At 69.2% G+C, this 14,272-nt stretch carries 12 protein-coding genes; 9 read left to right on the forward strand and 3 right to left on the reverse strand.

From position 1 onward, the window contains the following. Positions 1-187: 187 nt before the first annotated feature. Entirely contained in the window at positions 188-1,237 is a 1,050-nt protein-coding gene (locus ABD296_RS12855) for a class I SAM-dependent methyltransferase (protein ID WP_344265470.1), read from the reverse strand. A gap of 792 nt (positions 1,238-2,029) precedes the next feature. Next, positions 2,030-3,535 carry a cytochrome P450 gene (locus tag ABD296_RS12860; protein ID WP_344265473.1) on the reverse strand — a complete coding sequence of 502 codons (1,506 nt, stop codon included), beginning with the start codon at positions 3,533-3,535 and terminating at the stop codon, positions 2,030-2,032. Positions 3,536-3,750: 215 nt separating this feature from the next. Between ABD296_RS12860 and ABD296_RS12865 the strand changes: the two genes are divergently transcribed. Together ABD296_RS12865 and ABD296_RS12870 are read left to right on the forward strand one after the other, a co-directional pair. Further along, the gene (locus ABD296_RS12865) at positions 3,751-5,046 is read left to right on the forward strand and encodes an amidohydrolase family protein (protein WP_344265476.1); all 1,296 of its coding nucleotides are present in this window, start codon (positions 3,751-3,753) and stop codon (positions 5,044-5,046) included. Positions 5,047-5,188: 142 nt separating this feature from the next. Further along, complete coding sequence (locus ABD296_RS12870; protein WP_344265479.1) at positions 5,189-5,770, forward strand: TetR/AcrR family transcriptional regulator; 582 nt, start codon at positions 5,189-5,191, stop codon at positions 5,768-5,770. Positions 5,771-5,790: 20 nt separating this feature from the next. Here ABD296_RS12870 and ABD296_RS12875 read toward each other — a convergent pair whose 3' ends face one another. Next, positions 5,791-6,987: a cytochrome P450 gene (locus ABD296_RS12875; RefSeq protein WP_344265481.1), complete on the reverse strand. Its 1,197-nt coding sequence runs from the start codon at positions 6,985-6,987 to the stop codon at positions 5,791-5,793. 109 nt (positions 6,988-7,096) lie between these two features. On the opposite strand from ABD296_RS12875, the gene ABD296_RS12880 reads away from it, so the two are divergent. The 7 genes from ABD296_RS12880 (at position 7,097) to ABD296_RS12910 (ending at position 14,259) form a co-directional block, all read left to right on the forward strand. Beyond that, positions 7,097-7,840, forward strand: coding sequence for an SDR family NAD(P)-dependent oxidoreductase (locus tag ABD296_RS12880; RefSeq protein ID WP_344265483.1), 744 nt, complete (start codon positions 7,097-7,099; stop codon positions 7,838-7,840). After that, entirely contained in the window at positions 7,837-8,607 is a 771-nt protein-coding gene (locus tag ABD296_RS12885) for an SDR family NAD(P)-dependent oxidoreductase (RefSeq protein WP_344265486.1), read from the forward strand. Before ABD296_RS12880 ends, ABD296_RS12885 begins: the two co-directional genes overlap by 4 nt. A gap of 68 nt (positions 8,608-8,675) precedes the next feature. Next, a complete protein-coding gene (locus ABD296_RS12890) occupies positions 8,676-9,509 on the forward strand; it encodes a TauD/TfdA dioxygenase family protein (RefSeq protein ID WP_344265489.1) in 834 nt (277 codons plus the stop codon). Next, on the forward strand, positions 9,509-10,090 hold the full coding sequence (locus tag ABD296_RS12895) for a nuclear transport factor 2 family protein (protein ID WP_344265491.1): 582 nt from the start codon (positions 9,509-9,511) through the stop codon (positions 10,088-10,090). The genes ABD296_RS12890 and ABD296_RS12895 overlap by 1 nt, the downstream gene beginning before the upstream one ends. A gap of 119 nt (positions 10,091-10,209) precedes the next feature. Next, positions 10,210-12,096 (forward strand): PKD domain-containing protein, encoded by a 1,887-nt coding sequence (locus ABD296_RS12900; protein ID WP_344265494.1) that lies wholly within the window; start codon positions 10,210-10,212, stop codon positions 12,094-12,096. Positions 12,097-12,189: 93 nt separating this feature from the next. Then, positions 12,190-13,116 carry a TIGR03564 family F420-dependent LLM class oxidoreductase gene (locus tag ABD296_RS12905; protein ID WP_344265497.1) on the forward strand — a complete coding sequence of 309 codons (927 nt, stop codon included), beginning with the start codon at positions 12,190-12,192 and terminating at the stop codon, positions 13,114-13,116. Positions 13,117-13,347: 231 nt separating this feature from the next. Next, positions 13,348-14,259: an alkaline phosphatase family protein gene (locus ABD296_RS12910; RefSeq protein ID WP_344265500.1), complete on the forward strand. Its 912-nt coding sequence runs from the start codon at positions 13,348-13,350 to the stop codon at positions 14,257-14,259. Positions 14,260-14,272 lie beyond the last annotated feature (13 nt).

Below are 14,272 nucleotides of genomic sequence, written 5' to 3' on the forward strand. Positions count from 1 at the left end.
CGATCGAGACCGGCTTGACGAGGCCGCGGACGACGCCACTCCAAACAGCCGCCTAGCTCAACCACGAGCAGAGCCTTCGCCTGATGCTGGCGGGTCTGTCCGCCCGTCATCGCGATAACGCCGGCCTCTCTCGCTCAACGAAAACGTAAACGACCCCGCCTGGATGCCGCAGAGGAACCGCCGGCCATCAAGGCCGGCCGCGCCGCGGTGCTGCCGCCAGCACCCGGTAGGCGTTGCTACGGCGCGGGAGCAGCGGGCGGACGGTCAGATCGAGGACGAAACCGGTCAGCAGTGCGGCGGGCATCAACGCCATGGCCACGGTGAAGCGGGCACGGTCGACCGGCGTGACCGGTCCGTCTTTCCAGGGGCGGCGAGGACGAGGCCCCAGGAGGTTGATCGCCACCAGCGCCGCGAGCACGAAGTCATGGCCGATATCAGCCTTCTGCCGTTCGACCGCCACGACCTGGAAACCGGCATCGGTCAGGGCGGCGGTGAGATTGTCCAGCGGCATGAGGTGCAGGTGCTGGGGTTGGAACCAGGGCACCCAGTACCGGCCCAGCAACCTGCCCATGATGCTGCCGGGATCGGGGACCTCGATTATCAGGAGGCCGCCCGGGCGCAGCACCGCCGCCGCGGTGGCGATCTCGCGGCGCGGATCCACCGTGTGTTCCAGGTAGTGGTGCATGCTGACCACGTCGTAGGGGTCGGGCAGCCGGTCGGCCAACTCGGGGAACAATCCCTGATAGGCGTGGGTGATCCAGCCACGCCGCTGCGCCTTCAGCACACCGGCGCCCAGGTCCAGGCCGTCGAACCGGGTGTCGGGCAGGATCGTGCGGGCGGTGCGGCAGAAGTGGCCGTAACCCGTACCGATATCCAGCCAGGTCCGTGGGCTGGCGTGCCGGCGCACCATGCGGGCACGGCGCCGGTAGATCTTGCTGGTGAATCTGAAGACCCGTTCGGTGTCCTTCTCGCCGAGACCGTCATACATGTCCCGGTAATAGAACTCCAACCCCTCAGCAGTGAGCCGAGGGTTCTGGAAGATATGTCCGCAGGTGCGACATTCCTCCAAAGTGAAGCTTCCCGGTTTGACCTGCACGATGTCGGGCGAGACCAGCCGTGTGACCAGCGCACGCCCTCCGCACCACGGGCAGTCGGCGCGACGCGGCTCCAAGAACCGCTCGACTCCCTCGGCGAGGTCGGCCAGATATCCGCGACGGTCGTCACTGCGAGTAGTCATAGACACCGGCCCATTCAACCCAACCGGCTCACCGTCCCAGCGGTGACACGCTGGACGGCGTCCACCACGAGTACGTAACGCTGGGAGCTTCGCGAGCCCGCGTCCGCACCGACGTCATGCCCACCCGCCTCGCGACGGCCGCCGGCGTCTGGTCCGAGGAGTTCAGCAACCTGGATGCCGACATTTCCGTCGTCGCGGACGGCCGTCACCGCCCGCCGAACCGGCAGTGGACGCATCACCCGCGTCGGCGGCCCGGCCCGGCCATCGCGCGGTGAGTGATCGGCCGGGCTCGTAGCCGCTTATCGCCGACTGCTCCGCCGTCCCTCGCTCGCCGGCTGCTGACCACGTCGATCGTCGTCCGGTTCAAGGAGGGTATGAGCGGCCTCGCGGTCATGATGGTCAGTGCGGTCTCGGCGGCCAGTGTGGTGGGGCCTTCATCTCCGGCGCGCTCGCGGCCGGTGTTGCTTATCGTGTTGTCGCTGGCCTCGCTGTGCACTCCTCTGATGACGGCATCGGTCCGGGCGGTGCTGCCGGTGCTCGGTGGGCCTCGCCTGGCCGTGGCCGGGTGCGGGGCGCTCGTGCTCCCTCGGTGCCGCTTGCCTTCTGCTGGCTGGGACTCACGCCTCCGCGGGTTCGGGTTGCGTCCTGGCCTGCGGAAGGCTCGGGTTGCTTGTCGGCGTCGCGGTGCGGGTTCCTGGTCTCGCTCTGTGGAGCCCGGGCCTCGATCGTCGCCGCGGGTGCTATCGCCGGGGTCGCGGCATTCGTGTGCGAGCCCCTTCACCTCCGTCTAGGTCACAGTTGTGCCTTTGCTTTGCGTTTGGTGACGGGTTCGGCCAGGCGTTGTTCGTCGCAGGCGCGCTGCAGGGTGTCGAGGGTTTCGTCGAGCCCTGGGCCGAGTCTGGGGCCGGGGGTGAAGGTCGCCGGGAGGTTGCGCATGCCGTTGATGATGCCGATCGTCTCGTAGTGCACCGCGCCCTCGGGTTCGCAGACGAAGTCGGGCATCCGGTCGAGCACCTGCGTGAGCATCCGCTTGAAGACCGTGCGGGCGACGTTGGAGCCGATGCAGCGGTGGATGCCGAGGCCGAAGCTGGCGTGCCTGTTGCCCGTGCGCGCCAGGTGGATCGCGTCGGGGTCCGGGAACGCCGCCGGGTCACGGTTCGCCATGGCCCAGGACAGCCACAGGCGCTCTCCTTCTTTGAAGCGGGTGCCGGCGACCTCGCAGTCGGCGGAGATCGTGCGCCCGTCCCCGGGGGCGGGGGTGTAGAAGCGGAGGAACTCTTCGGTCGCCGAGTCCAGCAGCGTGTCCCGTTCGCGGTGCAGGCGCTGCCGTTCGGCCGGGTTCTCCGAGAGCCATTCCAGTGCGTGGGCCGTCAAAGCGGTGGTCGTGTCGAAGCCGCCGCCGATGAGCAGGGTGAGCACGCCGACGAGTTCGTCGTCGGGCGGGTTCTTGCCGTTGATGTCGGCGTTGATGAGTGCGTCCACCAGTCCGGGGCGTGGATTGCTGCGGATGTCCGCGAGCGTGGCGAGCAGATCCTGGTGCATCTCGATGAGCATCTCCAGGACCCGATGCATCGCGGGTGAGTCCGGCGGGGTGTAGATGGACGCGTGGGCGGGCTCGTTGTACAGGGCCCACTTCTTGAGCGGGATCCCCATCATGGCCAGCGTGAACACGGCGGGGACCACGTTGGCCAGGTCCTCGACGAAGTCGATCCTGCCGTCCTCGATCTTCTCGTCGATGCAGGCGCGGACGACCTCGTCGATCAGGGGAATCCAGCGTTGGACCGCCGCCGGGGACAGGTAGGGGTTGAGGGCCTGCCGGTAGTGGCGCTGCTCGGGCGGGTCCATCTCCAGGAACCCGCCCTGAGACGCGAACTCGGAGGTGGGGATGGTGATCCCCTTGTAGCCGCGCCGTTCGTTGCGGACGTCGTGGTCGTTGGACAGGTACTCGACCGACCGTGCGGCCAGTTCGAACACCTCGCGGTTGCCGGCGGCCACCCAGTGCCCGCCGTAGGTGTCCGACCAGGCGATGGGGCAGCGGCTGTGCAGCTCCTGGGTGATCGCCTCGAACCGCTGCCGGTACTCGGGCGCGTGCCTGTCGAAGTGGTACCCGTTCTTCCTGCGGTCGTCGTCGTTAGGGATCTTCGCGCTCACGTGGATCTTCTCCTCGCCGTCCGGTTCAGACGTGGTGTCCTTGCGCGGGTCGGCCGCGGTGATGTCGGTGTCCCCCTGCGCCGGCCGTAGCGCGTGGCTGGGTCCCCGCCCGCGGGCCGCACCCGTGGTGAACGCGACCTTCCCCATGCGCATCGTCCTCTCTGCTTGGGAGATGATCGTTCTCAGGTTGGAAGGATAAACGCGCCGAGGAATCCTGTACATACGTATAATATTGGGCCTTGATTTTTGCATAAGAGGCTGATTCTCTCTAGTGAGACCAGGGCTCCGATCGCGATCAGGGGACGGCCGTGCGAGCCATGGCGGCCCGGCGCGCCGTGACCTGCCGAGGAAAGGGAGGCGCCATGGACCGCGACGAGATGATCCTCATCAGCGTCGACGACCACATCGTCGAACCGCCTGACATGTTCGTGAACCACCTGCCGAAGAAGTACCAGGACGAGGCCCCTCGGCTGGTCCACCAGGACGATGGCAGCGACATGTGGAAGTTCCGCGAGACCGTCATCCCGAACGTCGCGTTGAACGCGGTGGCGGGGCGGCCGAAGGAGGAGTACGGCCTGGAGCCGCAGGGTCTGGATGAGATCCGGCCGGGTTGTTATGACGTGAACGAGCGGGTCAAGGACATGAACGCCGGCGGGATCCTGGCGTCGATGAACTTCCCGTCGTTCCCGGGGTTCGCGGCGCGGTTGTTCGCCACCGAGGACTCCGACTTCTCCCTGGCGCTGGTGCGGGCCTACAACGACTGGCACATCGATGAGTGGTGCGCGGCGCATCCGGGCCGGTTCATCCCGATGGCGCTGCCGGTGATCTGGGACCCGCAGCTGTGCGCCCAGGAGGTCCGCCGGGTCGCCGGAAAGGGCTGCCACTCGCTGACCTTCAGCGAGAACCCGGCCGCGATGGGCTACCCCAGCTTCCACAGCGACCACTGGGACCCGCTGTGGCAGGCACTGGTCGACACCGGCACCATCCTCAACGTCCACATCGGCTCGTCGGGCCGGTTGTCGATCCCGGCGGTCGACTCCCCACCCGACGTCATGATCACCCTGCAGCCGATGAACATCGTGCAGGCCGCCGCCGACCTGCTGTGGTCACGGGTGATCAAGCAGTACCCCGACATCAAGATCGCACTGTCGGAGGGCGGCACCGGCTGGATCCCCTACTTCATGGAGCGGGTCGACCGGACCTTTGAGATGCACGCCACCTGGACGCTGCAGGACTTCGGCGGCAAACTGCCCAGCGAGGTGTTCCGCGAGCACTTCCTGACCTGCTTCATCAGCGACCCCCTCGGGGTGCGGCTGCGCCACGACATCGGCATCGACAACATCTGCTGGGAAGCCGACTACCCCCACAGCGACTCCATGTGGCCCGGCGCCCCCGAAGAACTCCACACCGTCCTGGAACGCTGCCAGGTCCCCGACAACGAGATCAACAAAATGACCCACCAGAACGCCATGCGCTGGTACAACTTCGACCCCTTCACCCACATCCCACGCGAACAGGCCACCGTCGGCGCACTGCGCAAGGCCGCGGAGGGACACGACGTGTCCATCCAGTCCCGCAGCCACCGCATCGTCCCGCCGGAGAAGAAGCTGGAGGCCTTCCACTCCCCCGCGACGTGGGGCGCGGCCCCCACGCGCTGAGCGTTTCCCCGGCCGCGGGCGCAGGTCGTTCAGGAACCTGCGCCCGTCGCCTTACTCGCCCGCTCACCGGACGTGACCTGCCGGTCTGCAACAATGCCCGTGCAGCGTGAGAGCGAGGTCGTGCATGGCATCCCCCCGGCGCGTGGGCACCGAGACATCCAAGACGCGGGATCTCATACTCAACTGCGTCGAACGGTTGATGTTGGAGGCGGGCTACGCCAGCGTCAGCTACCGCGCCATCGCGGCCAAGGCGGAGGTCACTCCCGGCCTGGTCCAGTACTACTTCCCGACCCTGGACGAGGTGTTCGTCGCGGCCATCCGGCGGCGATCGCAGCAGAACCTGGAGAAGCTGGCCGAGGCGCTGCGCACCCGCGCCGACCAGCCGCTGCACGTCCTGTGGGACTACAGCCGCGACGAGTCCGCGGCGGCGCTCACCACCGAGTTCCTCGCCCTGGGCAACCACCGCAAATCGATCCGCGCGGAGATCACCGAGTGGACCGAGCGGGTGCGGCGGCTCCAGGTCGACGCGCTCGACGAGGCGATCCGCGACCGGCCCGTCACCCTCGGGCCCCTGTCACAGGGGACGCTGCTGTTCCTGGTGACCGGCATCCCGAAGCTGATCCGGCTGGAGGAGGGCGTCGGCATCGCGTCCGCGCACGCCGAGGTGGTGAAGGAGTTCGAGGAGTTCCTCGACTCGGTGGAGCCGGAGGGCGGGCGCGACTGAGCGCGCCCGCAGCGCGGCGGTCACCTCTGGTCGATGATCGCGGGCATCGAGTCCCAGCCCCGCACCGTCGTGGTGGGCGACCGGCGGGCGCCGGCCATGTCGATCTCCCAGTCGGGGAAGCGGTTCAGCACCTCGTCGAGGGCGACGCGTCCTTCCATACGGGCCAGCGCCGCCCCCAGGCAGTAGTGCGCGCCGTGCCCGAACGTGACGTAAGTGCCGATGTTGCGGTGGATGTCGTAGCGGTCGGGGTCGTCGAAGCGCTGCTCGTCGTGGTTGGCCGAGGCGACCATGAGCAGCATCGCGGAACCGGCCGGGACCTTGGTGCCGTGGTACTCGACGTCCTCGGCGACGTAGCGCGCGACGTGCGGCCCGGGAGGTTCGTAGCGCAGCAGCTCCTCGATCGCGTTCGAGATCAGTGACCTGTCGGCGGTGAGTTCCCGGCGCTGGTCGGGGTGTTCGGCCAGGACCTTGCCCATCCAGCCGAACAGCCGTCCGGTGGTCTCCACCCCGGCGCCGGCGATCACCGTCAGGAAGGTCACGATCTCGTCCCTGGTCAGCCGGCGGACCGTGCCGTCGACGTCCTCGAACTCGACGCCGAGCAGCTCGGTGATGAGGTCGTCGGAGGGGTTCTTCTCCCGCCACGCCACGTACTCGGCGTACATGCCGCCGTCGAAGTACTGCTCCTTGTTGATCGGCAGCGGCCTGCCGGGTTCGTTGCGCAGGTTGCGCTGGGCGTGGTCGCGGACTTTCGGCTGCTCGACGTCGGGGATGCCGACCAGCATGCCGATGGCCCGCATGGGCAGCTCGTCCCCGAGATCGGTCACGAAGTCGAATCCGTCGGAGCCGGTGAACGGCTCCAGGCACGCGACGCAGAATGCGCGCACCTTCTCTTCCACCATTCTCATCCGCCGCGGTGTGAAAGCCCGCGAGACCAGGGCGCGGTGGACGGTGTGCTGCGGCGGGTCCTCGTGGATGAACACCCCGGACGGCATGACCGGATCGGCCTTGACGACTTCGAGGATGTCGCCCTTGGCCGAACTGAGCCGCTTGACGTCCCTCAGGGCCGCGTCGACGTCGGCGAAGCGGCTCAGCCCCCAGAAGTCGTAGCGTTCGTTGTAGTACAGCGGCGCCTCGTCCCGCAGCCGCCGGTAGGTGGGGTACGGGTCGCGGTCGATGTCGACGTCATAGGGGTCGTAGTACAGGCCGTCGTCGCTCACTGTTTCTCCTCGGGCCGGTGTTGTACGGTCGTATAGTCACTTGCTATACATCCGTATAGCACAGGTGTTTCGGCTCGGAAAGGGCCAGCCGTCGAAACGGAGGAACGATTTGAGTCGTGTAGCGGTGGTGACCGGCGGCGCCTCCGGGCTGGGCCTGGCGATCTGCGAGCACCTCGCCCGCCAGGACCGGCACGTCGCCGTCCTCGACCTCGACGGAGACGCCGCCGAACGCCTGGCCGGCGAACTGCGCGCGAAGAAGCGCCGGGCGGTCGCGGTGCAGGTCGACGTGGCGGACCGGGCCGCGGTCGACAAGGCCTTCGACGAGGTGCGCGCCGGGCTGGGGCCGATCGGGATCCTGGTCACCAGCGCGGCCGTCTCCGGGTTCCTGCCCTTCGAGCAGGTCGGTGCCGGCGACTGGGCCCGCACGATCGCCGTGAACCTCACCGGGACCTTCAACTGCCTGCAGTCGGCGATCCCCGACATGACGGCCGGGGGCTGGGGCCGGATCGTCACGATCTCGTCGGCCGCGGGCCAGACCGGCTCGCTGCGCCAGGCGCACTACGCGGCGTCCAAGGGCGGCGTGATCGCCCTGACGAAGACGGTCGCACTCGAATACGCCGCGAAGGGCATCACCGCGAACACGATCCCGCCGTTCACGGTCGACACGCCGCTGCTGCGCGCCGCTCAGGAGTCCAAGCTGCTGCCGGGCTCCGACGTGCTGGCCCGGATGATCCCGGCGCGGCGGCTCGGCACCGGCGACGACATCGCCGCGATGTGCGCGTTCCTGTGCTCGGACGAGGCCGGTTACGTCACCGGCCAGGTCATCGGGGTCAACGGAGGTGCAGTGACATGAGCGACCGGTTCTCCCTGGACGGCCGGGTGGCCGTCATCACCGGCGGCGGCACCGGAATCGGCCGTGGCACGGCGCTGGTGCTCGCCGAGCACGGTGCCGACGTCGTGCTGGCGGCGCGCCGTCCGGAACCGTTGAAATCCACCGCGAAGGAGATCCGGGCGCTGGGGAGGCGCGCCCTCGCCGTTCCGACCGACGTCAGCGACCCCGGCCAGTGCCGGCGGCTCGTCGACACCACCCTCCACGAGATGGGCCGCCTCGACATCCTCGTCAACAACGCCGGGGGCGCGCAGACCAAGTCGCCGATGAAATGGACCGACGAGGAATGGCGCCACGTCATGGCGCTCAACCTCGGCAGCGTGTTCTTCCTGTCCCGTGCCGCCGCCGAGCCCATGCTCGCCCAGGGCAAGGGCGCGATCGTGAACATCTCGTCAGGCGCAAGCCTGCTCGCCATGCCGCAAGCAGCGCCGTACGGCGCGGCGAAAGCGGGGATGAACAACCTCACCGGCTCCCTGGCGGCGGCCTGGACGCGCAAGGGCGTCCGCGTGAACGCCATCGCCGTGGGAGCCGTCCGGGCGGCGACGCTGCTGGACGAGGCGGAGCGGCACGGCCTCGACCCCGAGGCCATCGCGATGACCAACGGTTCCGGACGCCTCGGCGAACCCGACGAGATCGGCTACGGCGTCCTGTTCTTCGCCTCCGACGCCTCCAGCTTCTGTTCGGGCCAGACCCTCTACGTCCATGGCGGCCCGGGCCCGGCCGGCGTCTGACGAGAGTCTTGCTCTCTTGAACGGCAGCATGCATTCTTATACGGTCGTACAACAACCTTGGAGGTGCGATGACCGCTGCGTTCACCCCGCTCAGCCCGTTCGGCATGGAGATCACTGGCGCCTCCGGCGACCAGCTGGTGGACCGGGAAGCCGCGGACCGTTGCCAGGAGCTGCTCGCCGAGCACGGTGTGCTGATCTACCGCGAGCTCGACATCGGCGACGACGACCTCGTCGCGTTCACCCGCCTCCTGGGCGAGCCCGAGATCGCCAAGACCAGCGAGCACCGCCACCCCGAGATCGACACGATCACGCTCGATCCGGCGAAGACCAATGCCGCCCTGGCGGTCTACCGGCGCGGGAACTTCCACTGGCACATCGACGGCGCCACCATCCAGATCCCGCAGAAGGCCACGCTGCTCACCGCCCGGGAGGTCGACCCGGCCGGCGGCGACACCGAGTTCGCCAGCACCTTCCTCGCCTACCAGGCTCTGCCCGAGGCGGAGAAGGCACGCCTCGACGGGCTCACGGTGGTGCACAGCTTCGCCGCCGCGCAGCTGCGGGCCAACCCCGACCCGTCCGAAAAGGAACGCGCCGCCTGGGGACGAGTGCCGTCCCGCACCCACCCGCTCGTCTGGACGCGCGGCAACGGGCGCAAGTCCCTGCTCGTGGGAGCCACCGCAGGCGAGGTCGTGGAGCTTCCCGGAGAGGAAGGCCGGGCACTGCTGGAACGGCTGCTGGAGTGGGCGACCCAACCGCGGTTCGTCATACGCCATCAGTGGCGGCGCGGCGACCTGGTCATCTGGGACAACACCGGAATGCTGCACCGCGCCCTGCCGTTCGAGCCCACATCCCGGCGGCTGATGCACCGCACCACCCTCGTCGGCGAAGAGGCGGTCGCCTGATGACCGACGACTTGGAAGCGCTGCGGCGCGACGTGCGGTACCTCAAGGACCGCGCCGAGATCCTCGACTGCATCGCCCGCCACGCGCGCGGATGCGACCGTCACGACGACGACCTCATCACCAGCGCCTACCACCCCGACGCCACCGACGAGCACGGCTTCACCACCAACTCCGGCGCCGACTACGCGACCTGGGTCAACCCGGCGCACGCCGCGACCTCGCGGACCCACCTGCACAACATCACCACGCACTCGTGCGACATCGACGGCGACACCGCTCACTGCGAGAGCTACTCGCTCGTCGTCCTGCTCGGCAAGGACGGACGCACCGCCCAGATCATCAACGGGCGCTATCTCGACCGCCTCGAACGCCGCGACGGCCGCTGGCGCATCGCGCTGCGCCGCTCCACCGTCGAAGCCATGTTCACCGCCGACGCGTCCGTCCTGAAATCCCCGTTCTTCACCGACCAGGGCTACCTGAAGGGGACGCGCGACACCGGCGACCTGTCCTACCAGCGGCCCCTGACCCTGGAACAGCCCGGATCCCGCTGGTCGTCCACGGCCCCGACGAGCTCCCGATGATCGAGCTTCGCGCACTCGCCGTAGGCGGTTCCGTCCTTCTCTGCGCGGTAATGGCGTCCGGCACGCCGGCGACAGCCGCACCACCTCCGCAGTGCGCCCAGCCGCAGCCCAATGGCCCCGTGCAGGTCACCGCCGACTGCGTCGACCCGCTCTACGCGCACCCGGTCATCGACGGCGAGAAGGACCTGACCACCCCGGTGCCCCACCACCAGGTGTCCGGGCACTTCGAGGGCACCAGCGTCAAGTTCAACCTCTACCTCCCGCAGGCGAGCCGCTGGGACGGCAGGTTCTTCCAGCTCGTCTACCCGCTGCAGAACGAGAACGCCGACTCCCCGTCCATCGCCTTCGGGGCCGACAGCGGCGCCTACACCGTGCAGACCTCGGGCACCGAGGGCTACCGCGCCGACGCGGCCGCCGCCAAGTTCTCCCGCACCGTCGCCGCGAAGTACTACCGCTCGTCCCGCCGGATCCACGGCTACATCTACGGCGGCAGCGGCGGCTCGTACATGACGATCGGCGCGATGGAGAACACCACCGGCGTGTGGGACGGCGCGGTGCCGTTCATCCCCGGAGTGCCGACCTCGATCCCGAACAACTTCTTCGTCCGCGCCTTCGCCCGGCTGGTGCTGCTCGGCAAGGCACCGCAGATCGCCGACGCGGTGCGCCCCGGCGGATCCGGAAACCCGTACGCCGGTCTCACCGGCACGCAGAAGGCGGTGCTGCGCGAGGTCACCCGGATGGGCATCCCGCTGCGGGCCTGGGAGAACTACTCCTACGTGCTCGGGCTGGACGATGCGCAAGGGCTGCTCGGCTTCGCCGGCACCGTCCGCGCCATGGACCCGACCTACGCCGACGACTTCTGGAGCAAGCCCGGATACCTCGGCACCGAGCGATCACCCCTGGGCGACCTGATCCGCGCCGCTCGGACCGACCAGACCACCGGCATCACCGCAGTAGAGCGGGACGCCCACGACGTCCCGACCAAGCTCACCCTCAGCAGCGCACCCGCGGACCCGAACAAGACCGGCTTCGACTTCACCGCCTACCGCGCCGACGGGTCGGCGATCGGCGCACTCACCGGTTCACTCGATCCCGCCACCAAGACCTTCACCATCGGCGCAGGCAACTCGTCCGAGACGCTCGACGCCGTCAGCGCGGGCGGCAAGCTGCGCATCGACAACCGGTGGAACCTGGCGCTGCTGACCTACCACCGCCACCAGGTCCCGGCGCGGCCCGGCTTCTCGGCCTGGGACCAGTTCCGCGACTCCGCCGGCGAACCGATCTATCCGCAGCGCGCCATCGAGGTCGGGCCCGTCATCTCCGGCGAGGTCAGCGGCGGCGGCACGCACACCGGCAAGATCACCGGCAAGGTCATCGAGGTCGCGAACCTCCTCGACACCGACGCCTTCCCCTGGGACGCCGACTGGTACGCCCAGCAGGTGAAACAGGCCCTGGGAAGCCGCTATGACGACGAGTTCCGCGTCTGGTACAACGACAACGCCGACCACATCGGCGCCCACGAGACCAACCTGCTCGACTACACCGGCATCCTCCAGCAGGCGCTCCGCGACGTCAGCGCATGGGCCGAAAAGGGCGTACCGCCCCCTCGCTCGACCCGCTACAGCGTTGCCGGCGGCCAGGTCACCGTCCCGGCGACCGCGGCGCAGCGGCACGGCATCCAGCCCGTCGTCGATCTGACCGCCAACGGCCGTCGCCGGATCGACGTCCCCGCCGGAAAGCCGGTCACCTTCACCGCCACCATCCAGGCCGCGCCCGGAACCGGGAAGATCGTCTCCACCGGATGGGACTTCACCGGCACCGGGACGTTCACGTCCTCGGCCTTCGGGCGTCCCCGCACCGACGTGCGCGTCCGGCAGACCTACACCTATCGCAAACCCGGCACCTACTACTCGGCCCTGCGCGCGACCGCCCAACGCGACGGCGACACCGCCACCCCGTTCGCCACGATCCCCAACCTCGGACGCGTACGCGTCGTCGTCCACTGACCGACGCGTCCAGAGCCCCGCGATGACCACGAGTGCTTCGCCCCGCCCGGCCGAAACCTTCCGTACGGGGCGCACCGGCAAGGGAGGACTCCCATGCGCATCGGCCTGACCGGCGGCGCGTCGACCCCCGACAAGATCGTCCAGCAGGCGAAGCGAGCCGAGGCCGACGGCTTCTCCTCGCTCTGGTACGCCAGCATCGTGACCGGCGACCCGCTGACCCCCATGGCGCTCGCCGGACGCGAGACCTCGACGATCGAACTCGGCACCGCCGTCCTGCAGACCTATCCCTGCCATCCGCTGCTGCAGGCGAACCGCGCCGCCTCGGCCGCAGCCACGATGGGCCGTCCAGGGCTGACGCTCGGCATCGGCCCCTCCCACGAGTCCGTTGTCCGCGGCGTGTACGGCATGTCCTACGACCGTCCGGGCCGAAATGCCGAGGAGTACATCCAGATCCTTGCGGCCCTTCTCCATGGCCAGGACGTGGACTTCGACGGTGAGGACTGGACGGCCCACAGCGCCGGCAGCATGGTCCCTCTCCCCCACCCGGTCCCCGTCCTGCTGTCGGCCCTCTCCCCCAGGCTGCTGCGCGTCGCGGGCCAGTACGCCGACGGCACCGTGCTGTGGATGGCTCCGGCCAAGGCGATCGACGGCCACATCGCGCCCCGCATCCACGCGGCGGCCGCCGAGGCGGGACGACCCGCGCCCCGCATCGTCGCCGGGCTCCCCATCGCCGTCCACGACGACGTCACCGAAGCCCGCAACGCGGTCGCCGCGACGGCCGGTTCCTACGCCGGCATGCCCAACTACCAGCGCATCCTCGAACTCGGCGGCGCCGCGTCCCCCGCCGACGCCGCCATCGTCGGCAACGAGTCCTCGGTACGCGCCCAACTGCGGTCCCTCCTGGACGCCGGAGCCACGGACATCTGGGCGAACATCGTCCGCGCCGGCCCCGACCCCGCCGCCTCGGCCCGCCGCACCCGAGCCCTCCTCAGCGAACTCGCCACCGAACGCCACCCATAAACGGCCACGCACAGCGACCCGCCCCCAAGCGGCGGGTCGGGTTCGGGGGGTGGCGGTCGGGCGAGGGGTGCGGAACGGACGGCCGAAACGGCGGGGCGTTCATCGAGCGTTGAGGAAGGCGCCTTCGGGGCGTCCCGCTATCGTCCCGGCACCGAGGAGCGCCGGTGACATCTTTCGGTCGCCGGGCTCACCCCCGTCGCCCGGCAGCGGACGCATTCGCAGGAGGCCCCCGTGCCCGAACGAAACGCCCACTTCCCTGCCCCATGGCCGGCGTCGCGCCGGCCGCTGCCGATCGTCCTCGCCGCCGCGCTCGCCGCGCTGGCGTGCGCGATCGCGCTGACCGCCACGAGCGCGCGGCGCGAGGCGCACGCCGCCACCGTGCCCACCCCCGACCACGTCGTCGTGGCGATCTTCGAGAACCACTCGTACTCGCAGGTCATCGGCTCCTCCAGCGCGCCCTACTTCACCTCGCTGGCGAACGGCGGCGCCAACCTCACCAACTTCTACGCGGAGACGCATCCAAGCCAGCCGAACTACTTCGCGCTGTTCTCCGGCAGCACGCAGGGCATCACCGACGACACCTGCCCGCCGCCCGGGTCCCCCTACAGCAAGGCGAACCTCGGCGCCGAGGTCCGCACCGCCGGCCGGACGTTCGGCAGCTACAACGAGGGCCTGCCGTCCGAGGGGTCCACGGCGTGCAGCAGCGGCTCGGGCAAGTACGCCCGCAAGCACAACCCGTGGTTCTCCTTCAGCAACCTGCCGGCGTCCACGGGCCACACGTTCGCGCAGTGGCCCACCGACTACACCACGCTGCCGACGGTGTCGTTCGTCGTGCCGAACCTGTGCAACGACATGCACGACTGCTCGGTCAGCACCGGTGACACGTGGCTGAAGAGCAAGCTCGACGGCTACGCCCAGTGGGCCAAGACCCACAACAGCGTCCTCATCGTCACCTTCGACGAGGACAACGGGCTCGCCGGCAACCGGATCCCGGCGGTCGTGTACGGCGCCCACGTCAAGACCGGCGCGGACGCCACCCAGTACAACCACTACAACCTGCTGCGCACCATCGAGGACATGTACGGCACCACCCACGCCGGGAACGCGGCGTCGGCCTCTCCCATCACCGCGATCTGGCAGTGACGACCACGGTCCC

The organism is Actinomadura napierensis (genome assembly GCF_039529375.1).
Classification (GTDB): Bacteria; Actinomycetota; Actinomycetes; order Streptosporangiales; family Streptosporangiaceae; genus Spirillospora; species Spirillospora napierensis.